The 24,386-nt window shown below is 68.2% G+C and carries 21 protein-coding genes; 16 read left to right on the top strand and 5 right to left on the bottom strand.

What is annotated here, in order from left to right; all coding sequences use genetic code 11:
* Nucleotides 1-12 precede the first annotated feature (12 nt).
* The 3 genes from CWT10_RS06915 to CWT10_RS06925 are packed head-to-tail and all read left to right on the top strand — an operon-like array spanning nt 13 to nt 1,663.
* Nucleotides 13-699, top strand: a complete 687-nt coding sequence (locus CWT10_RS06915; protein ID WP_103062086.1) for a DUF3710 domain-containing protein — start codon at nt 13-15, stop codon at nt 697-699.
* On the top strand, nt 696-980 hold the full coding sequence (locus tag CWT10_RS06920) for a nucleotide-binding protein (protein ID WP_416171685.1): 285 nt from the start codon (nt 696-698) through the stop codon (nt 978-980). Before CWT10_RS06915 ends, CWT10_RS06920 begins: the two co-directional genes overlap by 4 nt.
* On the top strand, nt 977-1,663 hold the full coding sequence (locus tag CWT10_RS06925; RefSeq protein WP_103062085.1) for a DUF3159 domain-containing protein: 687 nt from the start codon (nt 977-979) through the stop codon (nt 1,661-1,663). Before CWT10_RS06920 ends, CWT10_RS06925 begins: the two co-directional genes overlap by 4 nt.
* Here the strand turns inward: CWT10_RS06925 and CWT10_RS06930 are convergent.
* Complete coding sequence (locus CWT10_RS06930; protein WP_103062084.1) at nt 1,629-2,345, bottom strand: potassium channel family protein; 717 nt, start codon at nt 2,343-2,345, stop codon at nt 1,629-1,631. The two genes, CWT10_RS06925 and CWT10_RS06930, sit on opposite strands and share 35 nt — an antisense overlap.
* Before the next feature lie 2 nt (nt 2,346-2,347).
* Nucleotides 2,348-3,013, bottom strand: a complete 666-nt coding sequence (locus CWT10_RS06935; protein WP_103062083.1) for a potassium channel family protein — start codon at nt 3,011-3,013, stop codon at nt 2,348-2,350.
* A 74-nt stretch (nt 3,014-3,087) separates the two neighbouring features.
* On the opposite strand from CWT10_RS06935, the gene CWT10_RS06940 reads away from it, so the two are divergent.
* The 7 genes from CWT10_RS06940 (at nt 3,088) to CWT10_RS06970 (ending at nt 14,530) form a co-directional block, all read left to right on the top strand.
* Nucleotides 3,088-5,184, top strand: coding sequence for an APC family permease (locus CWT10_RS06940; protein ID WP_103062082.1), 2,097 nt, complete (start codon nt 3,088-3,090; stop codon nt 5,182-5,184).
* Nucleotides 5,181-6,650 (top strand): class I SAM-dependent RNA methyltransferase, encoded by a 1,470-nt coding sequence (locus CWT10_RS06945; protein ID WP_103062081.1) that lies wholly within the window; start codon nt 5,181-5,183, stop codon nt 6,648-6,650. Before CWT10_RS06940 ends, CWT10_RS06945 begins: the two co-directional genes overlap by 4 nt.
* 183 nt (nt 6,651-6,833) lie before the next feature.
* On the top strand, nt 6,834-9,530 hold the full coding sequence (acnA, locus tag CWT10_RS06950) for an aconitate hydratase AcnA (protein ID WP_103062080.1): 2,697 nt from the start codon (nt 6,834-6,836) through the stop codon (nt 9,528-9,530).
* A 340-nt stretch (nt 9,531-9,870) separates the two neighbouring features.
* Nucleotides 9,871-10,503: a 2-oxoacid:acceptor oxidoreductase family protein gene (locus CWT10_RS06955; RefSeq protein WP_103062079.1), complete on the top strand. Its 633-nt coding sequence runs from the start codon at nt 9,871-9,873 to the stop codon at nt 10,501-10,503.
* A complete protein-coding gene (gene porA / locus CWT10_RS06960; protein WP_103062078.1) occupies nt 10,493-11,701 on the top strand; it encodes a pyruvate ferredoxin oxidoreductase in 1,209 nt (402 codons plus the stop codon). The genes CWT10_RS06955 and porA overlap by 11 nt, the downstream gene beginning before the upstream one ends.
* Complete coding sequence (locus CWT10_RS06965; protein WP_103062077.1) at nt 11,698-12,831, top strand: thiamine pyrophosphate-dependent enzyme; 1,134 nt, start codon at nt 11,698-11,700, stop codon at nt 12,829-12,831. Before porA ends, CWT10_RS06965 begins: the two co-directional genes overlap by 4 nt.
* A gap of 1 nt (nt 12,832) precedes the next feature.
* Complete coding sequence (locus CWT10_RS06970) at nt 12,833-14,530, top strand: NAD(P)-binding protein (RefSeq protein ID WP_103062076.1); 1,698 nt, start codon at nt 12,833-12,835, stop codon at nt 14,528-14,530.
* A 261-nt stretch (nt 14,531-14,791) separates the two neighbouring features.
* On the opposite strand, the gene CWT10_RS06975 is transcribed toward CWT10_RS06970, so the two are convergent.
* Nucleotides 14,792-15,382: a YbaK/EbsC family protein gene (locus CWT10_RS06975; protein ID WP_103062075.1), complete on the bottom strand. Its 591-nt coding sequence runs from the start codon at nt 15,380-15,382 to the stop codon at nt 14,792-14,794.
* A gap of 183 nt (nt 15,383-15,565) precedes the next feature.
* Here CWT10_RS06975 and CWT10_RS06980 point away from each other — a divergent pair, with 183 nt between their 5' ends.
* The 3 genes from CWT10_RS06980 to CWT10_RS06990 all read left to right on the top strand — a co-directional run bounded on the left by CWT10_RS06980 (nt 15,566) and on the right by CWT10_RS06990 (nt 19,513).
* Nucleotides 15,566-17,023 carry a dihydrolipoyl dehydrogenase family protein gene (locus tag CWT10_RS06980; protein WP_103062074.1) on the top strand — a complete coding sequence of 486 codons (1,458 nt, stop codon included), beginning with the start codon at nt 15,566-15,568 and terminating at the stop codon, nt 17,021-17,023.
* Nucleotides 17,024-17,280: 257 nt separating this feature from the next.
* Nucleotides 17,281-18,474, top strand: coding sequence for an IS1249 family transposase (locus CWT10_RS06985; protein WP_280525553.1), 1,194 nt, complete (start codon nt 17,281-17,283; stop codon nt 18,472-18,474).
* A 565-nt stretch (nt 18,475-19,039) separates the two neighbouring features.
* Nucleotides 19,040-19,513: a tRNA (cytidine(34)-2'-O)-methyltransferase gene (locus tag CWT10_RS06990; protein ID WP_103064298.1), complete on the top strand. Its 474-nt coding sequence runs from the start codon at nt 19,040-19,042 to the stop codon at nt 19,511-19,513.
* Here the strand turns inward: CWT10_RS06990 and CWT10_RS06995 are convergent, their stop codons facing one another.
* Nucleotides 19,514-20,086, bottom strand: coding sequence for a YbhB/YbcL family Raf kinase inhibitor-like protein (locus CWT10_RS06995; protein ID WP_103064299.1), 573 nt, complete (start codon nt 20,084-20,086; stop codon nt 19,514-19,516).
* A 179-nt stretch (nt 20,087-20,265) separates the two neighbouring features.
* On the opposite strand from CWT10_RS06995, the gene CWT10_RS07000 reads away from it, so the two are divergent.
* Nucleotides 20,266-21,189 (top strand): hypothetical protein, encoded by a 924-nt coding sequence (locus CWT10_RS07000; protein WP_103064300.1) that lies wholly within the window; start codon nt 20,266-20,268, stop codon nt 21,187-21,189.
* Nucleotides 21,186-22,889 (top strand): DNA polymerase Y family protein, encoded by a 1,704-nt coding sequence (locus CWT10_RS07005; protein ID WP_103064301.1) that lies wholly within the window; start codon nt 21,186-21,188, stop codon nt 22,887-22,889. Before CWT10_RS07000 ends, CWT10_RS07005 begins: the two co-directional genes overlap by 4 nt.
* Here CWT10_RS07005 and CWT10_RS07010 read toward each other — a convergent pair.
* Nucleotides 22,819-23,547, bottom strand: coding sequence for a phosphatase PAP2 family protein (locus CWT10_RS07010; RefSeq protein WP_103064302.1), 729 nt, complete (start codon nt 23,545-23,547; stop codon nt 22,819-22,821). The two genes, CWT10_RS07005 and CWT10_RS07010, sit on opposite strands and share 71 nt — an antisense overlap.
* A 166-nt stretch (nt 23,548-23,713) precedes the next feature.
* Here CWT10_RS07010 and CWT10_RS07015 point away from each other — a divergent pair, with 166 nt between their 5' ends.
* Nucleotides 23,714-24,337, top strand: a complete 624-nt coding sequence (locus tag CWT10_RS07015; RefSeq protein WP_103064303.1) for a thymidine kinase — start codon at nt 23,714-23,716, stop codon at nt 24,335-24,337.
* The last annotated feature ends 49 nt before the right edge of the window (nt 24,338-24,386 follow it).

Here is a 24,386-nt window from a genome sequence, read left to right on the forward strand (position 1 = left end):
GAGGACGGACTCATGGGCCTGTTCTCCCGACGCAACCGTGACGACGTCCAAGCCGAAGAGACGGATCAGCAGGATCCGCAGGCGCCTGCGACCGGCCCCTGGGACGCCGATGCCGTCCCTGCCGACACCGCAGCCGCGGGGCGTGTTGACCTGGGCTCCCTGCGGGTGCCCGCGGTTGACGGCATGCAGATCCGTATGGAACGGGCCGGCCGGGACGCCGAGGCATCGGCCGCCGTCCTGATCCTGGGCGGTTCTACACTGGAGCTGCGCGCCTTCGCGGCGCCGCGTACCGCTGGCATCTGGGATGACCTGCGCGGCGACATCACCGCCGAGTTGACTCGTGCCAAGGCCACTTACGAGATCGTCGATGGTGACCACGGCGTCGAGATTCTCGCCCAGGTGCCGGTGCGCACTCCGGAAGGGCGCGGTGCGACCATGGCCGCCCGCTTCATCGGCGTCGACGGGCCACGGTGGTTCCTGCGAGGCGTACTTCAGGGACGCGCCGCAACCGACGCCGACGCCGCCCGTCCCCTGCGCGAGATCTTCGCCAACACCGTTGTGGTGCGCGACGGTGCCGCCCGTCCTCCCCGCGAGATCCTGCCGCTACACGCCCCCGGCGTGACCACGGCCCCCGCGGCCGAGGAACTGCCCGGCCTGGACCCGTTGCGGCCTGGCCCCACCATCGCCGAGGTGCGATGAGGCGGCACGCCGTCCCCGTCAAGGATCTGATTCCGCGCAGACGCGCCCACGTGTCCGGTGTGTTGCGTGCCGTCACGTACCGACCCGCCTCCGCCAAGCCGGTGTTGGTCGGTCAGCTCGACGACGGCACCGGCGTGGTGGACCTGATCTGGATGGGGAGACGCGCGATCGCCGGCATACGACCGGGTGTCTGCCTTCGGGCCGAGGGCATGGTGGTGGCCGGTCGCTCCCGTCCCTGCATTTACAACCCTTTTTACGAGATCCTCGGGGAGGCACCATGAGCGAGCAGTCCGGATCCGGCGTCTCGCCCGTCCACAGCGGGCTCGGCACCATTAACGCCGATCGCTTCGACGCCGCGGCGGCCGTCGGCGGCTGGCGGGGCGTCCTGGAGTCAATTGCTCCCACACTCATGTTCGTGTGTGTGCTTGCCCTGCGTCCTCAAGACCTGGCGGCCGCGCTGCTCGCCTCCTTGACGGTCAGTGCCGCCGCCCTGGCGATCCGACTGAGCGCTCGCCAGCCGCTGACTCAGGTGCTCGGCGGTGTGGCGGCGGCACTCGTCAGTGCCCTGTGGGCGTGGCGTTCAGGAAGTGCCACGAATTTCTATGCCACGGGTCTGGTGATCAATGCCGTCTGGCTGGCGGTCACCGGCGGCTCACTGCTGCTGCGCCGACCCTTGGTAGGACTGTTCGTCCGGATCTGGCGCACGGCATCGGGCGACGGGCATTCCGACTCTCCGCAGGCACGACGCCGCTACGGGGTCGGAACCGGTATCCTGGCAGGTATGTTCTTACTGCGGCTGACAGTAGAACTGCCCTTGTACCTGGCTGGCGAGGCCGCCGTAGGTGCACTCGGCCTGGCCCGGCTCGCGCTCGGCGTGCCTCTGTTCGCCCTGACCCTGTGGTTTGTATGGCAGGTGGTCAACCCAGTGCTCAGGCCGACTCCGGTCCCGCGTCCGGGGTCTTAGGCTCGTGCGGCCCGGCAACCCCTGTGAAGATCGCCGGAATCTCACTCAGCGCCGCCTCACCGGCCTGCACGGTGAGGAAGAGCAGCTCATCGCCCCGCTCGAACCTGTCGTCACGGCCGGGCCGAATCGGTCTGGAGTCTCGCAGAATCGCGGCCAGAAGTGTGTGTGGCGGCAGATCCACCTCAGCGACCGGCTCGCCGATCACGGGGGAGTCGTCCGGCAGTGTCAACTCGTGCATGAACACTGCGGACTGGTGGAAGGTAAATACGGGGACCAGCGAGCCGACGCTAACGGCCTCCTCCACCAGAGCCGTCATGATGCGCGGGGTGGAGACGGCCACATCCACGCCCCAGGTGTCGTCAAACAGCCACTCGTTCTTCGGGTTGTTCACCCGCGCCACCGTGCGCGGCACCCCGTATTCGGTTTTAGCCAGCAGGGAGACGACCAGATTGACCTTGTCGTCGCCGGTGGCGGAGACGACCACGTCACAGTCGCCTGCGCCCGCCTCCGCCAGTGAGCCCACGTCACAAGCATCGGCCAACTGCCAGTCCGCTTCCGGAACAGAAGCGATGCGCATGGCGTCTGGAGCACGGTCCACCAGGGTGACGGTGTGTCCGTGGCTGATCAGTTCGCGGGCTATGGAGCGTCCCACCGAGCCTGCTCCCGCAATGAGGATCTTCATGTTCAAACCTCCTGGACGGGTGGGCGGGACAGGGCGCGCTGAACGGCCGACAACTGCTGCGTGGAGGCGGCCAGATGCAGTCGGTCATGCTCCTGAATGACGGTACTCGCCTGCGGGATGACCACTCCCGACCCGCGTGACAACCAGGCCACCCGCACCGCGAGCTGTTCCTCCAGCGAGCCGATCGTGGTGCCAACCCATGCCGAGGACATGTCCGGCTGGATTAGTCCCGCCGCGCCCGACGGATCCATGAACTCCTGCGCCCCACCGCCCGGCAGCAGACGCCGCATCATGTGCTCGGCCGTCTGCCGCACCGTCGCCACGGTGGGGATGCCGAGCCGTTCGTAGACGTCGGCGCGAGTGGGGTCATAGATACGGGCGACCACATGTTCGACGCCGAACAGCTCCCGCGCCACGCGCGCGGCGATCACGTTGGAATTGTCACCGTTGGAAACGGCTGCGAAGGCGTAGGCCTCGTCTATGCCCGCCTGCTCCAACGCGTCCCGGTCAAAACCGATGCCCTTGACCTTACGCCCGTTGAACGTGGCCGGCAGTCGCCGGAACGCGTCAGAGTTCTGGTCGATGACGGCCACCGAATGACCCATGTGGTCCAGCTGAGAGGCCATGGAGGCCCCCACCCGGCCGCAGCCCATGATGACGAAGTGCACGGGAAGAACGGTACTCCCTCGGTGGCGGGCGTGAGGCTTGGCCCAGGCCGGAGGCGGACGTAGCATCGTGGTTCGTGCGTGACTTCGCCGACCGCGTCAAGCGGCTCCTCGTCGGCCGCTCGGTTCCCAGCCGGGCCGCGGGGCGGACCCCTCTCCCCAAACGGATCGCCCTACCGGTGCTCGGAGCCGACGTCCTGTCCTCCGTCGCCTACGCCCCCGACGAGATCCTTCTCACCCTGGCGGTGGCTGGCCTGGCCGCCACCGCCGTGTCGCCCTGGGTGGCCCTGGCCGTTGCCGGCGTACTTCTGCTCGTGGTCGCCTCCTACCGGCAGACCATCCACGCCTACCCCTCCGGCGGGGGCGACTACGAGGTGGTATCCAAGAATCTCGGCCAACGGGCGGGACTCATGGTCGCCTCGGCCCTGATCAGTGACTTCGTACTCACAGTTGCCGTCTCCATCTCCTCCGCCGCCGGCTACCTGGTCGCCGCTGTACCCGCCCTGGCCACTCACAGGGTGGAGATCGCCGTCGGCATTGTCACCGTGCTGACGCTGATGAATCTGCGTGCTAGCCGCGGGCCAGGCCGTGGCGCTGCCCTGCCCGCATACCTGTACATGGGGGCCATCGGGGTCATGGCCGTGGTGGGCGCCTTTCAGGAGCTTACCGGCACTCTCGGACGGGCACCCTCCGCGGCCTACGAGGTGGTTGCTCAATCAGGCTGGGACCAGGGGCTGACGGGACTGGCTGGCGCTTTCCTGGTTCTGCGCGCATGGTCCTGCGGTTGCGCCGCCCTGACCGGCGTGGAGGCCATCCCCGGCGGGGTGCCCAGCTTCCAGCGACCCAAAGCTAGCAATGCCGCCACCACCCTGCTGCTGCTCGGTGTGATCGCCGCCGTCATGCTCATCGGCGTGGTGCATCTGGCCGGCGCCGTCGGCGTGCATATGGTCGACAACCCCGCCACCGATCTACTCGACGCCGGCGCGCCGCTGGGCGAGGACTACCACCAGTACCCGGTGATCGGCCAGGTCGCCGCGGCCGTGTTCGTGGGCTTTCCGCCCATGTTCTATCTGGTCACCTTGACCACCGGCCTGATCCTGGTAATGGCGGCCCGCTCCGCCTTCAAAGGTTTGCCGGTGCTTACCGGCACGCTCAGCGGCAAGGAGTTCCTGCCCCGCCGCCCGTCCAAGCGCGGCGATCAGCCAGACGCCAGGGGCGCCATGGTGCTGTGGGTCGGCGCCATCGCCTTCATCGTCGGTTTTCAAGCCAACACCAACCGACTGATCCAGCTGTACATCGTGGGCGTGTTCATCTGCTTCACCCTGTCCCAGATGGGAATGCTGCGGCACTGGAACCGGCAGCTGTCCACTGCCACCGATCCGGTCGGCCGCCGCCGAATGCGCCGTTCCCGCCTCATCAACGGCATGGGCGTGGTCGGGACCGGTGCCGTGCTGGTGATCGTCCTGCTGACCGAGTTCACTCGCGGCGTCTGGATCGCCGTGGCGGTCATCGCGCTGCTCTACCTGGTGATGACCGGCATCCACAGCCACTATCGGCGCTTCGGCGATCAGGTCGCAATTGACGACTCGTCCGACGCGCTGCCTGCACCCGCACACGTGCACGCCATCGTCCTGGTCTCCCGCCTGCACCGGCCCGCCCTGCGCGCGTTGACCTACGCCCTGTCAACACAACCGCGGTCCATTGAGGCCGTAACCGTTGACACCGGCGACGGTGTCGCACAAGGACTGCTGGATGACTGGGAGCACGCCGAACTGCCGGTGCCCTTGACCATACTGGACTCCCCGTACCGTGATGTCACCGGGCCCATCGTGTCCTATGTGCGCAGTTTGCGCCGCGAGTCGCCCCGCGATCTAGTGGTCGTCTTCCTGCCCGAGTACCTGGTGCGGCACTGGTGGCAGCGGGCCCTGCACAACCGGACGGCCCTGCCCCTGAAGGCCGCGCTGCTGCTGACCCCCGGCGTCGTGGTGGCCTCGGTGCCTTGGCGGCTGGGTCTTCCCGGCCAGACCTACATCCACCAAGGTCTTCGAATCACCGCACCGCGGGGCATCACAGACACCGACGGTGCCAACCGCACGCCTCCGCCCACCGCCCAAGCCGCGCAAGCGACCAGCGACCACCCACACCTCCGTACGACGCCCCAGGAGAATGCATGAGTCCCCACCGCCGCAACGCCACACCCCGGCCGCCGGCCCTCGCGCCCGCCACGCCGGAGTACATCACCCTCACCGTCGGTGCTCCCGCCCACGGCGGCCACTGCGTGGCTCGTCCCGCCGATGAGCCCTCTGGGCGCATCGTCTTTGTTCGCCACGCCCTGCCCGGGGAGACCGTGCGGGCGGTGATGACGGAGAAGAACGCCAAGATTTGGCGGGCCGACGCCGTCGAGATCCTTTCCGCCTCACCTGACAGAGTGCGGCCCAGCTGGAAGGAGGCCGGCCCCGGGGGAGTGGGAGGCGGCGAACTCTCCCATGTGGCCCTGCCGGCTCAGCGCACCTGGAAGCGATGGGTGCTGGCGGACTGCCTGCGCCGCATCGGCGGCAGCGACGTAGTCGACGCGGTATCCGCCCTGCCCGGCGTCACCGGCGGCGCCGTGTCGATAGAGCCCATGCCGGGTGAGGCGGCCGCCGAGACCGACCCCGATCCACGAGTGCGTGCACGTGCCGGCACCGGCACTCGCACCCGCGTGTCCCTGACCGTCACCGAGGCCGGCGAGGCCGGCATGCACGGCTTCCGCTCCGGCGCCGTCCTGCCCGTGCGCACCCTGCCCCTGGCGGTACGCGCCATCCAGGACCTCGGCTTGACCGAACGCTCCCTGTGGCGTAAGCACTTCCGTCCCGGAATGCGCGTGGACGCGGTGGCCCCTTCAGAAGGGGATCCGCTGGTCCTGCTGGACAATCCCGGCGACACCGGGCGGGAACCCACTGTGCTTACCGCATCCGGGCGTTCCACGGGCCGCAGGCGCGTAGGCGAGGTGGTGGACGCCTCCGGCCTGGGCCTGGGCGAGCTGCACTACTCCGTGCACGCCGACGGCTTCTGGCAGGCCCACCGCCAGGCGCCGAGCGTGCTGGTCGACCGGGTGGTGCGTGCCGCTCTCGCCCAGACGCCAACCGCCTCCGGCACCCGCCCCGCAGATGCGCCGCTGGACCCCGACCGTACCGGCAACCTACGCGTACTGGAGCTGTACTCCGGAGCCGGATTGTTCACCCTGCCCCTGGCGGCGTTGACCGGTGCGGTGCGTTCGCTGGAGGGAGATGCTCGGGCTGTTGGCGACGCCCGCCGCACCCTTCACGATTACACCGGGGTAGAACTGTCCGCCGGACGAGTCACCCCCGCGGCGGTCTCTAGTCTGGGACGCTTCGACGTGGATGCTCGCGGCGGACACGGCGGCGCCGACGTGGTTGTACTCGACCCGCCGCGGCGGGGTGCCGGCCGGGGAATAATCCAGGCCGTGGCCGCCTTGAATCCGCGGCGGGTGGTGCTGGTCGCCTGCGACCCGGCCGCACTGGCTCGCGACCTGGGTGTCTTCCTGGCCCTCGGATACCCACCGGTTGCCATGAGCGCATTGGACATGTTCCCTCACACCCATCACTTCGAGACCATCGCGGTGCTGGAGCGCGGCTGAGCACCGCCAACCTGGCCGACGCCACCTTTTCGTGAGGGGAGCGTGGCGTATGCCGCGGCCTCGGTGAGACGGTCGGAGCCGTATTTGTGCCGGATGCCGGCCCGTCGACTACCGTGGCGGCGGCCATTACCCACACGAGCGCAACCCGTGCGTCACCGCGCACCAGGACGAACAGGAACGAACTTGACGAGTCTTGACAGCTTCCGCTCCCGCGCCACCCTCGACGTGGACGGGCGTGCCTACGAGATCTTCCGGCTCGACGCCGTCGACGGCTTAGAGCGCCTGCCCTACGCCCTGAAGGTCCTGGCGGAGAACCTGCTGCGTACCGAGGACGGCGCCAATGTCACCGCCGACCACGTGCGTGCGCTCGCCTCCTGGGATCCCGCCGCCGAGCCGGACACCGAGATCCAGTTCACCCCGGCGCGAGTGGTCATGCAGGACTTCACCGGGGTGCCCTGCATCGTTGACCTGGCTACGATGCGTGAGGCCGTGGCGGAGCTGGGCGGTGATCCGGAGGTCATCAACCCGCTGGCCCCCGCGGAGATGGTCATTGACCACTCTGTGCAGATCGACTCCTTCGGCCTGTCCAGCTCCCTGGAACGCAACAAGGAGCGCGAGTACGAGCGCAACGCCGAGCGCTACCAGTTCCTACGCTGGGGCCAGGGCGCGCTGGCGAACTTCCGCGTGGTCCCGCCGGGCACCGGCATTGTGCACCAGGTCAACATCGAGTACCTGGCCCGTACCGTCTTCACCCGCCAGGCCACCGGGGCCGACGGCGCCCCCGTCACTCAGGCCTACCCGGACACCTGTGTGGGCACCGACTCCCACACCACCATGGTCAACGGCCTGGGCGTGCTCGGCTGGGGCGTGGGCGGCATCGAGGCGGAAGCCGCCATGCTCGGCCAGCCCGTATCCATGCTGATCCCACGCGTGGTCGGCTTCAAGCTCTCCGGTTCCATCCCCGCCGGCGCCACCGCCACCGATGTGGTGCTCACCATCACCCAGATGCTGCGCGCCCACGGGGTGGTCGGCAAGATCGTGGAGTTCTACGGCGAGGGAGTGGCCGCGGTGCCGCTGGCCAACCGCGCCACCATCGGCAATATGAGCCCCGAGTTCGGCTCCACCGCAGCCATTTTCCCCATTGACGACGTCACCCTGGACTACCTGCGCCTGACCGGCCGCTCCGAGGAAAACATCCGCCTGGTTGAGGAGTACACCAAGGCGCAGGGCCTGTGGCACGACCCGTCCCGGCAGGCGACCTACTCCGAGTACCTGGAGCTGGACCTGTCCACCGTGGTGCCCTCCATCGCCGGCCCCAAGCGGCCCCAGGACCGCATCGAGCTGTCCGGTGCGAAAGCCGCCTTCGCGCAGGCCCTGCCCACCTACGCTGCCGAGCCCCACAAGCCCACGCCGGTCACCCTCGCGGACGGCACGCAGGTGGCCCTGGACCACGGGCACGTGGCCATCGCTTCGATCACCTCCTGCACCAACACCTCCAATCCCTCGGTGATGGTGGCAGCCGGGCTGCTCGCCCGCAACGCCGTCGCCAAGGGGCTGCGCTCCAAGCCGTGGGTGAAGACCTCCACCGCCCCCGGCTCCCAGGTGGTTACCGACTACTACGAGAAGGCCGGGCTGTGGCCCGCGCTGAACGAGCTCGGCTTCAACTTGGTCGGCTACGGCTGCGCCACCTGCATCGGTAACTCCGGGCCGCTGCCCGCCGAGGTCTCGGCCGCCGTCAACGACGCTGACCTGGCGGTCGTCTCGGTGCTGTCGGGCAACCGCAACTTCGAGGGGCGCATCAACCCCGACGTGAAGATGAACTACCTGGCCTCCCCGCCACTGGTGATCGCCTACGCCCTGGCCGGCACCATGGACTTCGACTTCGCCACGCAGCCGCTGGGGCAAGACGGCGAGGGCCGGGACGTGTTCCTGGCCGACATCTGGCCCGACCCCACCGAGGTGCAGGCCGTCATCGACGCCACCATTGACCGGGAGATGTACACCCGCGACTACGCCGACGTCTTCGCCGGCGACGCGCGCTGGCAGGGCTTGGACACTCCCGAGGGAGAGACCTTCACCTGGGATGAGGACTCCACCTACGTGCGCAAGGCCCCCTTCTTCGATGGCCTAACCATGGAGCTGACCCCGGTGGAGGATGTGTCCGGTGCCCGCGTGCTAGCCCTGCTGGGCGACTCGGTGACCACCGACCACATCTCCCCGGCCGGCGCCATTAAGGCCGACTCCCCGGCTGGCCGCTACCTGGCCGCCCGCGGCGTGGCCCGCAAGGACTTCAACTCCTATGGCTCGCGTCGCGGCAACCACGAGGTGATGATCCGCGGCACCTTCGCCAACATCCGCCTGCGCAACCAGCTGCTCGACGGCGTGGAGGGCGGATACACCCGCAACTTCCTCACCGGCCAGACCGACTCCATCTTCGACGCTGCCCAGGCCTATCAGGAGGCGGGCGTGCCGCTGGTGGTGCTGGGCGGCAAGGAGTACGGCTCCGGCTCCTCACGCGACTGGGCGGCCAAGGGTACGGCCCTGCTGGGTGTCAAGGCGGTCATAGCCGAGTCCTTCGAGCGTATTCACCGCTCGAACCTGATCGGCATGGGCGTGGTCCCGCTGCAGTTCCCGGCGGGCCAGTCGGCGGCCTCGGTCGGCCTGGACGGCACCGAGACCTTCTCCATCACTGGGCTGACTGCCCTCAACGACGGCCTCACCCCTCGCACGGTGACCGTCACCGCTCGGCGCGCCGACGGCGAGCAGGTCACCTTCGAGGCGACTGTGCGCATCGACACCCCCGGTGAGGCGGACTACTTCCGTAACGGCGGCATCCTGCAGTACGTGCTGCGTGGCCTGGCTCGGGGCGAACAGCACTAGCCCTTCTGCGGTAATTATGGAAATACAACGTTGCCTTTTTGGCGCGGTCGTGCGCCCCCGGGGGAGGGGGCGTTGCGGTGGCCGGCGTGAGCGGTGCGAGGGCCGATAGTGCCAATCCCACTCCGGCGGCCCCCGCTTGAAAACCGTCCCCGGGGCGGTTCGGCCGCTTGATCGTCTCTGCGCGGTCAGGTTTAAACCTAAGCCGTCTGCTGTGGTTTGTCAGGACGAAAGGATGCCCTTTCGGAGCGCGGGATGTGAGTGTATTCACTATTGCGGTCGGGCGTCATAAAGTGGATCGCGAGCAATGAAGACGTCGTCCAGTGCTGGGCGAGGAGGTCCGATGTTCCAGATCCGTATCCACGGTCGAGGTGGCCAGGGGGTGGTGACTGCCGCGGACCTGCTGGCATATGCCGCCTTCAAGGAGGACCGTCATGCGCAGGCCTTCCCGTCATTCGGTTCCGAGCGCACGGGTGCGCCGGTGGTCTCCTACTGTCGGATTGACACCCGTCCGATCCGCACCCATGCACCTGTGCTGTCCCCGGATGCGGTTATCATCCAGGACCCCACCCTATTGGGCGCGATCAACGTCTTCGCTGGCCTGCGTAGCGGCGGCTACGCATTGATCAACTCCGCGCGATCCTTTGACGCCTTCGACCTGGACCCGGCCACGGTGGCCGCCGTGCCCCCGGAACACCGCCTCACTGTTCCGGCAACGGAATTGGCCATGGAACACCTGGGACGCCCCCTGCCCAATGCCGTTCTGCTGGGCGCCTTCACGGCCGTCACCGACGTGCTCGGCATCCAGGCCGTGTGTGCCGCCATTGCCGACCGCTTCCCGGGGAGGGTGGGTGAGCGCAATATCGCGGCCGCCCGGGCCGCTCACACGATCGTTGCGGACAAGTTGTCCGGCGATCCCCCCGGGGCTCGACTCCGGACCACCTACGACAGTGAGGAGGACGCCGGTGCTGCGTGAAATCGAGGGATCCAAGGCAGTGGCGGCCACCGTGGCCGCCTGTCGCCCGGATGTGATTTGTGCCTACCCCATCTCGCCGCAGACACACATCGTGGAGGAGCTGTCTCGGCTGGTCAAAGCAGGGCAGTTGCGTAGCGAGTACGTCAATGTCGAATCCGAGTTCGCTGCCCAGTCAGTAGCCATCGGCGCCAGTGCCGCGGGCGCGCGGGCCTACACGGCCACCGCCTCCCAGGGACTGTTGTTCATGGTGGAGGCCGTCTACAACGCCTCCGGCCTGGGACTGCCCATTGTCATGACCGTGGCCAACCGGGCCATCGGCGCCCCCATCAACATTTGGAACGACCAGTCCGACACCATGAGCCAACGCGATTGCGGCTGGCTTCAGCTATTCGCCGCTGACAACCAGGAGGCCGCTGACCTGCATGTCCAGGCCTTCCGCATCGCCGAGGAGCTCAGCCTGCCGGTTATGGTCTGCATGGACGGATTCGTCCTCACTCACGCCGTCGAGCGGGTAGACGTACCCGAGCAGGAGCAGGTCGATGCCTTCCTTCCCCCGTTCCAGCCCGTCCAAACTCTGGACCCGGAGGACCCCGTAACCATCGGTGCGATGGTGGGGCCCGAAGCCTTCACGGAGGTCCGCCACCTGGCGCACCGCAAGCAGCAGGCCGCCGTCGCAGTGGTCGAACGCGTGGGGCGGGACTTCGCCGAGGCATTCGGCAGGGATTCCGGCGGGCTCCTCCACACCTATCGCACGCAGGACGCCGAAACGGTGGTGGTGGCCCTGGGCTCGGTCACCGGGACCCTCAAGGACGTAATCGACGTTCTTCGGGACGACGGTGTGGCTGTGGGTCTGGTCTCCCTGACCTCATTCCGGCCCTTCCCGGACGCCGCCATGGCACGTGCACTGGCCGGAGCCAAACGGGTGGTGAGCTTGGAACGCGCCTTCTCACTGGGGCGCGGCGGCATCGTCGAAGAGGACCTGCGTCGTGTTCTATGGGGCCGCGGCTCCGAGCTCGTCTTGACCACGGTGGCCGCGGGGCTGGGCGGGCGAGACATCACCGCGGATTCCCTGGCCGAGGTCCTGCGCCGCGCCCATCGCGGTGAACTGGCACCTCTGGAATTCCTGGACCTGGATGAAAACGCCATCGCCGCCCACCTGGCGGCCCTCGGCCCGCGCACGGAAGGAGCAGCATCATGACGAAGACGTCATCCACCTCCACCACCACCCCACCGCCGGTAGCGAACGGCCGAGTGCGCTTCTACCAGGTCGGCTCCTTCGCCGTGGGCAACCGGCTTCTGCCGGAGGTCCACTCCATCCAGTCCAGCCGGGAGCGGCATAACGCACTCACTTCCGGCCACCGGGCCTGCCAAGGCTGCGGGGAGGCACTGGGGGCCCGCTACGTGCTCGACGCCGCCCAGTCGGCAGCCGAGGACGCCGGAGAGCGCGTGGTTACTGTCAACGCCACCGGTTGCTTGGAGGTCTTCTCCTCGCCCTACCCCGAGTCGGCCTGGCGCCTGCCCTGGCTCCATTCGCTGTTCGGCAATGCCCCCGCCGTAGCCACCGGCGTGGCCGCGGGGCTCAAGGCGAAAGGACGAGACGACATTCGGGTGGTGGCCCAAGGCGGCGACGGCGGCACCGTAGACATCGGCTTCGGCTGCCTTTCGGGGATGTTCGAGCGCGGCGACGACGTCCTTTACGTCTGCTACGACAACGAGGCCTATATGAATACCGGCGTTCAGCGCTCGGGTGCCACCCCGCCGGCGGCCCGCACCGCCACCACCCAGGCGGTGGGGGACTCCCCGGGTAACGTGTTCGGACAGGGCAAGGATGTGCCCCGCATCGCCATGGCCCATGAGATCCCCTATGTGGCCACGGCCACCGTCGCGGACCTGCACGATCTGGAACGTAAGGTCACCTACGCCATGAGCCTGCATGGGCCCCGCTACATCCACGTGTTCGTACCCTGCCCGCTGGGCTGGGGATCGCAGTCCTCACATACCGTGCGCATTGCGCGCCTGGCCGTGGAATCTGGACTGTTCCCCGTCTTCGAGGCCGAGTACGGCGAGGTCACAGGGGCCAGCCCCATACGCCGGCAGGTACCGGTGGAGGACTACCTCGTGCTCCAACGCCGCTACGCCCACCTGTTCCGCCCCACCCGGGACGAGGAGACCATTGGTCGCATCCAGGCGATCGCCGACCGCAACATCCGCCGCTACGGCCTGGTGGGACGGCCCGACGCGCCCCCGGTTCTCAATGACGCGGCCACCGGCGCCGCCTCGACCCTGGGCGCGCGTGCCGACCTCAACAACGCCCCCAAGGAGGACTGACATGCCCACCACCTCCACGCCTGAACCAGCACCCGGCAACGCCGTAAGGACTCCTCCCTTCGCCATCACCCTGGCAATGGGCTCATCCTTGGAGAACAAGACCGGCGCCTGGCGGGTGGAGCGACCTGTGTATCGCGACTTCCTGCCACCCTGCAACGACGCCTGTCCCGCCGGAGAGAATGTCCAGAAATGGCTTTACGACGCCGAGGACGGCTCCTACGAGCGGGCCTGGCGCACCATCATGCGGGACAACCCGCTGCCGGCGGTCATGGGGCGGGTGTGCTACCACCCCTGCCAGACCGCCTGCAACCGCGGCCAGGTGGACGAGGCCGTCGGCATCAACGCCGTCGAACGCTTCCTCGGCGACGAGGCGCTGCGCCAAGGGTGGGTGCCCGACCCGTGCGCGCCGGATACCGGCAAGCATGTGCTCGTGATCGGGGCCGGCCCGGCCGGCCTGAGCGCCGCCTACCAGCTGCGCCGCCGTGGCCACGCCGTCACCATTCGCGACGCCGCCCCCAAGGCGGGCGGAATGATGCGCTACGGCATCCCCGCCTACCGTCTGCCCCGCGATGTGCTCGATGCGGAGATAGCACGCATCGAGGCCATGGGGGTCCGCTTCGTACTGGACAGCAAGGTGGACCGCATTGCGCCGGATCTGGACTCCGGCGAGTTCGACGCCGTCTTCCTGGCCATCGGCGCCCAGGTTGGGCGACGCGCCTATATTCCGGCGGGTGATACCGCCCGTATCCTTGATGCCGTCACCATGCTCAAGGACGTGGAGGACGGTCATCAGGCCGATGGCAGCGCCGCAGATGATCAGCTCATGCTGGGAAGGCGCGTGGTGGTTTACGGAGGCGGCAACACCGCCGTCGACGCCGCTCGCACCGCCAAGCGTCTGGGCGCCGAGGAGGCGATCATCGTCTACCGGCGCACCCGTGAACGCATGCCCGCACATGACTCCGAGGTGGTTGAGGCCCTGGAAGAGGGCATCCAAATGCGATGGTTGTCCACCGTCCAGCACGCCGATGCAGGCAATCTGCGCATCGAGAAGATGGAGCTGGACGAGACGGGCTTCCCGCAGCCCACCGGTCAGTTCGAGGACCTGGAGGCGGACTCCCTGGTCCTGGCCCTGGGGCAGGAATCGGACCTGAGCCTGGTCGACGGGGTGGAGGGCCTGACCATCGAGGACGGTGTGGTACAGGTCGATGAGCAGTTCATGACCGGCCATCCGGGTCTGTTCGCCGGCGGAGATATGGTGCCCTCCCAGCGCACCGTCACTGTGGGCATCGGACACGGCAAGCAGGCTGCTCGCACCATCGATGCCTACCTGCGCGGCGAGGTCTACCAGCACCCGGAGCGCCACCGGCTCGCCGACATCGGTGCCATCAACTCCTGGTACTACTCCGACGCGCCCCAGCAGGTGCGCGAGCGCCTGGAGGGGGCACGCCGCTCCCAGACTTTCGACGAGGTGGTCCAGGGACTGGACGCGGACGACGCCCTGTTCGAGGCGCGGCGCTGCATGAGCTGCGGCAACTGCTTCGAGTGCGACAACTGCTTCGGGGTGTGCCCGGACAACGCCGTTATCAAGTTGGAGCCCGGCAAGCGCTACGCCTTCAACTACGACTACTGCAAGGGCTGTGGTATCTGCGTGGAGGAGTGCCCCTGCGGTGCCATCGAGATGGTGCCGGAGATGAGTTGACGGCGGCCCGCCCATGCTGCGACGGCGGTGCTGCTATTTCACCGCCGTTAGGCGCCTGTTGAGGCGGTGGGGCTCGTAGAGAGTCGAGGGGTACCTACAAAGAATATGGTGCTAGCACATTAGCGGCTCTTTCGGTTTTGAAGTGTGGCGGTGCCGGTTCCGTCTAGTGCGGTTGTCTCGAGCGCAGGTATGCCTGCGGCCAACGGTTGAGGTGCGGTAGGGCGCCGGCGTGGTCGGGAGCCGCAGCGACGCTGGATGTGATCAGGTGGGGGTAACGCCCAGCCCCTCGATTACCTCGGCGCCAGGCAGGGCCGCTAGCAGTGCCCCGGGTACCAGCAGCTTGGAATGACGCACACCCGCGCCAATGAGCATCGTGTCGCGCGCAGCCACCTGCGCGTCGATCAGCAGCCGCCATTCGGAGGGCAGGCCGACCGGGGTGATGCCGCCGTAGGCCATGCCGCTCATCTCCACGGCCTGCTTCATGGGCAGGAAGGACGCCTTGCGCACGTCGATCAGCTGCTTGACCAGGTGGTTGACGTCGGCGAAGTCGGTGGCCCGCACCACGCAGGCCGCCAAGCGCCGCTCGCCGGAGCGCTTGCCCGCCACCAGTACGCAGTTCCCGGTGGCCTCGGGGTTCAGTGAGTAGTGTGCGTTCAGGGCATCGGTGTCGGATAGGGCCGGGTCGATCTCCACCACTTTCGCCTCCTGGGCCAGTTCCCGCCCCTGCGGGGCAGCGGCGAGGGCGCCAAGCACGGCGGCTACGGGCGGGGCGAGCAGATCGGAGCGTTCCAGGGCGGATTGCCAGCCGAGTGTCTCGGCGAAGACCTCGGCCGGTTCACGCAGCTGGTTCATACCAAAACAACCCTTCGACTTCGGGTGACGGGCGGGACTATTGGGGGACGAATCTACCCGGCGAGTCTACGGTGCGCCGCCCCGCGGTGGTAATGCGCAGCGGGAATGAACCGTGCCATGTGGGGCGTTGCCTGTGCGACAGGACGGCCGGAGGGCGGCCGCATGAGGACCGAGGAGAAGTAAATGGGCGACACCACCGCCGTCACCGCATCCGGACAGGTTCAGGAGGTCGACCTTCTCGTCGTCGGAGGAGGCAAAGCGGGCAAATCACTGGCCATGCTGCGTGCCCGCAAGGGAGACGACGTAGTCATGGTCGAGCGGGACAAAGTCGGCGGCACCTGCATCAATGTCGCCTGCATCCCCACTAAAACCCTCATAACCTCCGCACGCGTGCTGCATCAGGTGCAGGGTGCCGCCGCCTATGGCGTGGCTCTGCCCGAGCTTGGTGCCGACGACTCCAGCTCCCGTGACGACACCGCCCTGCTGACCCGCGCCCATATCGACATCTCTGCCCTGCGGGCACGTAAGGAAAGACTCGTGGGCGGCATGGTGGCAGCCCACGAGACCATGTTCGCCGACTCCGGCATGGACTTCGTGCGCGGCACCGCCCGCTTCGTGGCCCCGCGCACCGTCGAGATCACCACTGGCGACGGCGCCGAGCGCCTGGTGCGGGGGCGGCGCGTCCTGATCAACACCGGCACCACCCCGGCCGTCCCCGACATTCCGGGTCTGGCCGACGCCCCCTACTGGACCAGTGAGGACCTGCTCACCCTGCCCGAACTGCCCGGGCACTTGCTCATCCTCGGCGGCGGAGTCATCGGTGTGGAGATGGCCTGCCTGATGAGCATGCTGGGCGTGCCCGTAACTCTGCTCCACTCCGGCGAGCACGTGCTGAACCGGGAGGACGCCGACGTCGCCGCCGAGGTTGCCGCCGGACTGGAGACCCTCGGCGTGGAGATCCTCACCGGTGCCCGTGTGAGCGCCGTGCGCTCCTCCGCCCGCTCCGGGCCGGTGGTGGTGCACACCGACGACGGGCGCGAGGCCACCGGCTCCCACCTGCTTATCGCCCTGGGCCGTACCCCGGTAACCGCTGGCCTGGGGCTGGAGACGGCCGGGGTGGAGCTGACAGAGCGCGGCTTCGTGCGCGTGGACGACCAACTGCGCACCACCGCCGACGGCGTGTACGCCGCCGGGGACGTGGCCGGCACCCCCATGTTCACCCACGCCTCCTGGAACGACTTCCGCGTGTTGCGGGACCTGCTGGACGGCCGCGAGGCTTCGACTGCCGGCCGGATCATCCCCTGGACCGTGTTCACCACCCCCGAGCTCGGGCACGTCGGCCTCACCGAGGCCCAGGCTCGAGCGGCCGGACACAATGTGCGGGTCGCCAAGACCCCCACCGCGGCCGTGCCCCGCGCCAAGACCCTGGGCGCCACCACCGGTTTCTACAAGCTGATCATTGACGCCGACACCGACCGCATCCTCGGCGCCGCGATCATCGGCGAGAGCGCCGGGGAGGTCATCACCGCCGTCCAAGTGGCCATGCTCGCTGGCATGCCTTTCCAGCAGCTGCGTGACGCCCCCATCTCCCACCCGACCATGGGGGAGGGGCTCAACATAGTCCTGGACTCGCTGGGCTGAGCCCCGTACCTTAGACCACCGCCCCGTCGGCGCGGGTTATCGGCGCGAAGGTGGGGGTTATTGGCGCGAAACTGGGGTTTCGGGCACTTCGGGTTCGAGGGCTTGGTTCGTGTGGGTGGGTGTTTGAGAGTTATCGGCGCGAACGTGGTGCTTAAGATCGGGGTTTTGGTTGCTGTGGTGCGGGAAAGTCGGAGTGATTATGGTCTGGGAGGTTAATCCGGGGCGGTGCTTGACATTCGCGGGTAGATGTGCGTGCCGTGAGAACACGGTCCCCACGAGCAAGACTCTGCCCGATCTGCCAGACCCCGATGAAGAAGTCCGGCCGCACCGCCGCAGGCACCAGGCGGTGGAAGTGCACCGCCTGCCGGTCCCTGGCCACCGCGCCGCGCCCACCCTCGCCGGGTAGGGCCGAACAGGCGGTGCTGGGCGAATTCATCGACTGGGCGACCGGCAGCCGCTCCCAGGCCGACATCTCCGGTGGTAGCGGCAGGGCGTTTCGCCGCCGGACGGCCTGGTGCTGGGACATCCCAGTACCCAAGCCGCCGGTCACCGGCGAGGTGTACTCCCAGATCTTCATCGACGGGATGTGGCTGGCCCACAAATGGGTGCTCCTGGTGGCCCGCAGTCCCACGCACGTGATCGCCTGGCAGTGGGCCGCGTCCGAGAGCGCGGCGGCCTACCAGGCGCTGCTAGCCGACCTGGCCCCGCCCGACCTGGCAACCACCGACGGGGCCGGCGGCGCCTTGAAGGCCATCGCCGCCACCTGGCCGGGCACTCCCATCCAGCGGTGTCTGATCCACGTGCACCGCGACACCGTCCGTGACCTGACCCACCATCCCAAGACCACCCCCGGCAAGGCCCTACTACGCCACTCCCGCAAACTGCTGAGCATCTCCACCACCGAGCAGGCCACCAGGTGGCTGGTGACCCTGAACGACTACGGCATCCAGTACAAGGACTGGCTGAATCAGCGCACCACCGCCCAGCAGGACCCCCAAACCGCCGCCCGCACCGGCCGCAAGTGGTGGTACACCCACCCCCGGGCGCGCCGCGCCTGGCGGCGCCTGGAACGCCTGGCCAAGCAGGGCCAGCTGTTCGCCTACCTGACCGACCCGGACGGCAAGCCCCGCCCCACCCCCGCCGAGCGCACCACCAACCCCATAGAGTCCATCAACTCCCAGGTCCGCGACCGGCTGCGCCACCACCGCGGCGCCACCACTGATCACCAGGCTGCCATCGCCGAATGGACACTGCACACCTACACCCAGGCACCGGCCACGCCCGCGGTGATCCTGGCCGACTGGCACACCCAAGGCCGCCCCCAGCGCGCCCGCACACCCAAACCCAAAACAAACAAGCCCACCACCAGCCACCCCGCCGGATGGGGCACCACACCCACCCCCGAAGAAGGCCTCTGGGCCCGCAAAGGCTGGGCCGGACGAACCAGCTAGAACACCACGACACGCCGGTCTAAAGCACCACGTTTACGCCTATAACCCGTGTTGAGGGCTCGCCCCCACCGTTCAGGTGGACCGGTTTGGTTCATGTGGGTGTGGGTGGGTGCTGGCGGTGGTGGGTGTGGGCCCGATCGGCTGCCGGCCTCGTACTTGGACCGCGCTTTTGCGGTTGGACCGTCTGAGAGTGCGTTTCAGGTGGTCCAACGGCAGCCAGGTGGTCCATCTGCAGGATGGTGGTCCCTGGGTGTTTGCGGTGGGAGGGCGGAGTGGTTTGTCGGGTGTGGCGGATCGGGCGGAGCTGTGCCGGTGGGTAGTGTGTCGCGAGTCGGTGCGTCAACGGGCAGCTGGTGCTGGCAGGCCCCCGCCCGTGCCGACCGTGTTCTCACGCCTCGCACGTTTTACCCGCGATTGTCAAGCACCGGTCCGGGTTAACCTCTCAGACCATGTTAGCTCCGACTTTGCGCACCACACCAACTAAAACCCCGATCTTGAGCACTACGTTAGCGCCGATAACTCGTCGGCGCCGACAAGCCGACGGGGCGGTGGCAGGATGTCCCGCGTGCTTCACGTCGTCTTCTTCAAACCCCGCATTCCGGGCAACTCCGGCGCCGCCATCCGGCTGAGCGCCAACACCGGGGCCATGCTCCATCTGGTCGATCCCTTGTTCGACATGGATGACGCCAAGCTGCGCCGTGCCGGCCTGGACTACCACGATCTAGCCCGCACGCGCGTGCACGACACCTGGGAGGAGTGCCTGGAGCAGGTGCCCGGACGCGTCTTCGCCTTCACCGCCCACACCACCACGCTTTACACCGATATTCTCTGGCGCCAGGACGATGCCCTGCTCTTCGGCCCCGAGCCCACCGGCCTGCCCGAACAGGTCATGGCACACCCACGAGTCACCGGGCGGGCGCGTATCCCCATGCTTCCCGGCAGCCGCTCGCTCAACCTGGCCAACTCAGCCGCCGTGGGCCTGTACGAGGCCTGGCGAAGTCTTGGCTTCCCCGGCGCCATGCCCCCAGTCGGTTACTAGTCATGCCTCCCGAAGGAAGGGGGCGGAGCCGGGCTCGCCCGGCTGAGAGTAGGTGACCGTCAATAGGGCTCGGGCAATGGCATGGACGGAGCACTGTGCGGCCACGGTCGTCGCAGAGGCGTCGTCGTCCAGGCCTAGGGTGTCCACGTCCAGGGCGTGCACGGCGAAGATATACCGGTGATCGCCGTCACCGGCGGGCGGATACGGACCGGACCAGGCGTGTGTGCCCGAATCGTTGACGGCGTGAAAGGCGGCCCCGTCAAGACGGAGATCGGACTCACCGACGCCTTGTGCCAGGCAGGTCACCGATGCGTCCAAGTCCTGCACCGTCCAGTGCCACCAGCCGGCCGGCGAGGGGGCGTCCGGGTCGAAGCAGGAGACCACGAAGGAGCGGGTGGCGGCAGGGAAACCGGACCAGTGCAACTCGGGCGAGATGTTCTCATGCACCGCCGTGAAGCGATCGGGCATGCGTTCACCGTCCACCAGATCGGTGGAGGCCAGGGTGAAGGCGGGGACGGCTGGGAGTGAGTCGTAGGGGAAGGGCGGACGGGTGCGCGTCAGAGCTGCAGTCACGGCGGACCTCCTCGGAGTCGGACGATGACCGGCCAGGCTGTTGGCCGGGCTGATATCAACCACTGTAGACAACCACTGTAGATGCGGCCTCCGGTGAAGTTCATGTCGGAGGCCGGAGCTAGGCTTGCAACAACAGATCGAACAGGTGTTCGATAGATGTCCTGTTGGGAGGAGGAGCCATGGCGCATACCCGGCAAGACATCTCCGCATCAGGGACCGCGGCTCGTGTAGATCGTCTCGCTGCGGCCCGGGAGGCGCTGGTTCATGCCGAAGAGCGTGCCGGACTGCGCGGGCGGGAGGCCGGACAAGTCGCGAGCGCAGTGGCAGACGCCGAGCGGAGTTCGCACGTAGTCGGAGCTACCGCGCTCGCGGCCGCGGTGCCTGTCCCGGAAACGGGAGAGACGCCGATCGACTCGCTCCTACCGGTGGGTGCCGATGCTGCCGGCGTGGTGGTCCTGACCGGGTCCGTCGGGGCGCTTCTCGTCCTGGCCGCCCTCCGCCAGGGCGGGACTGAGTGGTGCGGCATCATCGGTTATGAGGGGCTGGGCTGGTGCGCCGCGGCCGAGGCGGGCCTGGACCTTGCCCGGGTGCTCGCCGTCCCCGCCGCGGATCTGCCTCCCAACCTGCTCACGGCTTCCCTCGGAGCCCTGCTGGACGGCGTCTCCGTACTCCTGATCTCCTCCGCAGCCGCATCCTGCCTGCACCCCCGTGACCGGCGCACCCTCCTGGCCCGCGCCCGCGAGCGCCGCTGCCTGATCCTCACCCCCTTCGCCTGGGAGGGAGCGCGCGTCCTGACTGCCTCTCCGCTTCACCCACAGGCGCGAGGCGACTTTGCTTCAGACGTCATCCCGTTGCGCAACCGCACTCAGGAGGACAATGGGGTGCGGGAGTTTGAGGGGGGTTATCTGCAACACCTCGCCTGGACCCTTTGCAGCCCTCACCGTCCCGAACGGGTCCGACTGCTGCTCGACGCCGCGGGCGCACACCTGAGCCCCGAGGTGCCGCAGGTGCCTGCCGTTCCGGAGCCGGTTTCCGCGCCGGGACCGCATCTGGTTCTAGTCAACGGTTCTGGGGCGCGCAGGCAGCAGGAGGAGACCGCATGACCCCCTTCGTCCCCGCGGCGGGAACGCCCGCTCCGAAGCCGACTGCGGATCCTCGCGCACCCCGGCTCATTGCCGTGTGGACGCCGGACTGGCCCGTCGTGGCCCTGACTGTGGAGGCGCAGCGTCCCGATATGCCCGATCCGGCCCTGACTCCCGTCGCCGTAGTGGGCGGAAGAGGGGTTGTCGCAGCCTCGGCGCCTGCCCGCGCGGTCGGTATTGCCCGTGGCATGCGACTGCGGGTGGCCCGTTCGCTGTGTCCCGGACTGGTTGTCCTGCCTCCGCAGCCCGATCGGGAGGCGCGTGCCTATGAAACCGTCATGGACTCCCTTTCTGACTTTCTCGCCGATCCGCTTGTCGCCCGTCCCGGGCTGGCGCTGTCTGCCGCCCATGGCCCCGCGCGGTGGGCGGGCGGGGAGGAACCGTTGGCCGCCGCCCTCGTCGAGGCCGTGGCCGCTGGGCCGGGGGTCGAGTGTCAGGTGGGCATTGCCGATTCCCTGCTCGGTGCCATCCTCGCCGCCCGCCGGGGTGTCATCATCCCGCCCGGGGATACCCCGGACTTCCTCGCCCCCTGGCCGCTGGAGAGCCTGCTGCACGCCCTGGCCACGGAGCAGGGGCGTCGGCGGGCTGGTCCTCTCCTGGAAGACTTCGGTCGATTCGGTCTGCGCCGGTTGGGCGACCTGGCCACCCTGCCCCGCCGCGACGTCGCCGCCCGTTTCGGCCTTGAGGGGGAGCGGCTGCATCGCCTCGCCTCCGGTGACTGGGAGGCCCTGCCCCGGGCGGATCGTCCCGCCGCCGACGTCGCCACGCAGACCCAGCTAGATCCGCCCATTGAGCGGGCCGATACCGCCGCCTGGGCCGCACGCTCCCTGGCCGAACAATTGTCCGAGCGGCTCATCTGCCTGGGAGTGTCGGCCGCAGGCCTCCGGGTCGAGGCCCGCTGCGAGAATGGGGCGGAACTGGGCCGTTCCTGGATGCTTGACACCGTGCTCTCGCCCACCGAGCTCACCGATCGCGTGCGCTGGCAGCTTGAGGGATGGCTGGCCGGTCGCTCCGGCCGCCCGCCCGCCGCGCCCCTGACCCACCTGCGTCTTGTCGCCCTCGGACTCACCCCCGCGGGCACGGCCCAGACCGGTCTGTGGAGTACTTCCGGGGAACAGGCTGAGCGCCGGGCGCATCGCGCCGCCGGACGTGTCGAATCCCTCCTGGGCGTGGGCGGTATCCGTGTTCCAGTACCGCGCCCCGGACGAGATCCGCGTTCACGAGTCGCCCTCATCGACTGGGGGGAGACCTTAGCGGAGACTTTGGACGAGGCCCCCTGGGACGGTGCGCTGCCGGCTCCCTCGCCCGCCCTTGTCCCTCCTGAGCCGCTGCCCGCCGTCCTGCTCGACGCACACGGACGGGACGTCGGCGTCGATCGTCAGGGCCAATTGACTGCCGTCCCAGCCGCTGTGGCCGTGGACCGTTCCGGCGAGGGGGTGATGCCGTCACGGTTATCGCAGTGGAGCGGGGGAGATGAATCGGAGAGTCGGCCTATGCGGCGGCGAGTCATTCTCTGGGGCGGGCCCTGGCCCGTTGATGAGCACTGGTGGCGGCCCGGGGGCGCGTCACGACGCGCCTATCTACAGGTCATCACCGACGCTGGTCCGCCCCTGCTGCTCGCCCGTGCGGGCCGCTGGTGGGTTGACGGCGTCTACTCCTGAGGGATCGCCGTCGAATGGTGACAACGACGACCCCGACCACGCACAGCCACGCCAGGGCGATGCTCCAGCCGGCGAGCACGTCGGTGAACCAGTGATAGGCGAGGTATATGCGCGAGAGTCCCACCAGCACAGTGGTTGTGCATGCCGCCACGGCTGCCAGTGCCTTGCGGAGCGGTGGGGTCGCGGAGAACAGCACGAAACCTGCCAGGACTCCTGCGAAGACTCCGGTGTTGAAGGCGTGTCCGGAGGGGAAAGACCAGGAGGATGCGGGTTCTCCCAGAAGCAGTGCGGTGGAGGGGCGTGACCGTGCGAAAACGATTTTTAGCAGCACAGTCAGTGACGAGGAGCCGATCATGGCTCCGGCCAGCACCGCGGCGTGGAGCCTGTGACCGTGCAACAGGAAGAACGCACAGACCGCCACCGTGAGCGCCGTCAACCCCAGTGTGCCGCCCAGGTGCGTGAGCGGCCATGCCACGGCTGTGACGGGCCCGTGGCGCATGCCCACAATCAATGACGTGACCGCAGGATCGTAGGCGGCTAAGGAGTGTCCGAGTTCTGTGCTCACCGCGAGCCAGGAGAATACGGCGGTAGCCGCCGTCGCCACGAGGGCGAGAAGTGGTCGGGGGTCCCGCTGTGGGACGGCCACGGTCTGCTGCATAGGGTGAGCCTATAAGCGTAGTCTGGGTGCGCCCTGTGGTGGGCGTCGGCGGCGGGGTGAAAGCCAGCCGGTAACATCTGCCGCGGGCCTTCCGCACCCCGACGGGCAGGTGCCGGAGGGTGTGCAGATGGGTGCCACCAACTCCGGGAGAGGAATCAGGACGCGCATGGCCAAGCTCTACTTCCGCTACGGTGCGATGAACTCGGGCAAGACCACCGGGCTGCTCCAGACCGCCCATAATTATGAGGAGCGTGGGCAGCGCGTTCTCCTGGTCAAGGCCGCCATCGACACCAAGGGTGACGACACCGTCGTCTCCCGGTTGGGAATGACCCGTCGCGTCGACCTGCTCGTCACTGCCGCCGATGACGTCCGCGCTCTGGTGCGATGTGCCGCACTGGGTGAGCGTGCCGCCGATCCCCGGGTCGGGGCGCGGGAGGCGGTTGACTGCGTGCTGGTAGATGAGGCGCAGTTCCTCACCCCGCTGCAGGTCGATCAGCTCATGGAGATTGTGCTCCTGGACGACGTTCCCGTGCTGGCCTACGGAATTCGCACCGACTTCCGTACTGTGAGCTTCCCCGGATCGCGGCGCCTACTGGAGGTGGCCCACTCCCTGGAGGAACTGAAGACGATCTGCCGCTGTGGGCGCAAGGCCATCTTCAACGCCCGGAAGGCGGGTGGCGCCTTCGTGTTCGACGGCGATCAGGTTGCCATCGACGGCGTCGACGTCACCTATGAGTCCCTGTGCGGCAAGTGCTACCTGGAATTCGGGGGTGTGCTGCCGGGGGAGTAGGCGCCCGGGAAGGGCACTGAGACGGCGAACGCGAGTCGGCGCACATCGG

The organism is Actinomyces qiguomingii, from assembly GCF_004102025.1.
Classification (GTDB): domain Bacteria; phylum Actinomycetota; class Actinomycetes; order Actinomycetales; family Actinomycetaceae; genus Actinomyces; species Actinomyces qiguomingii.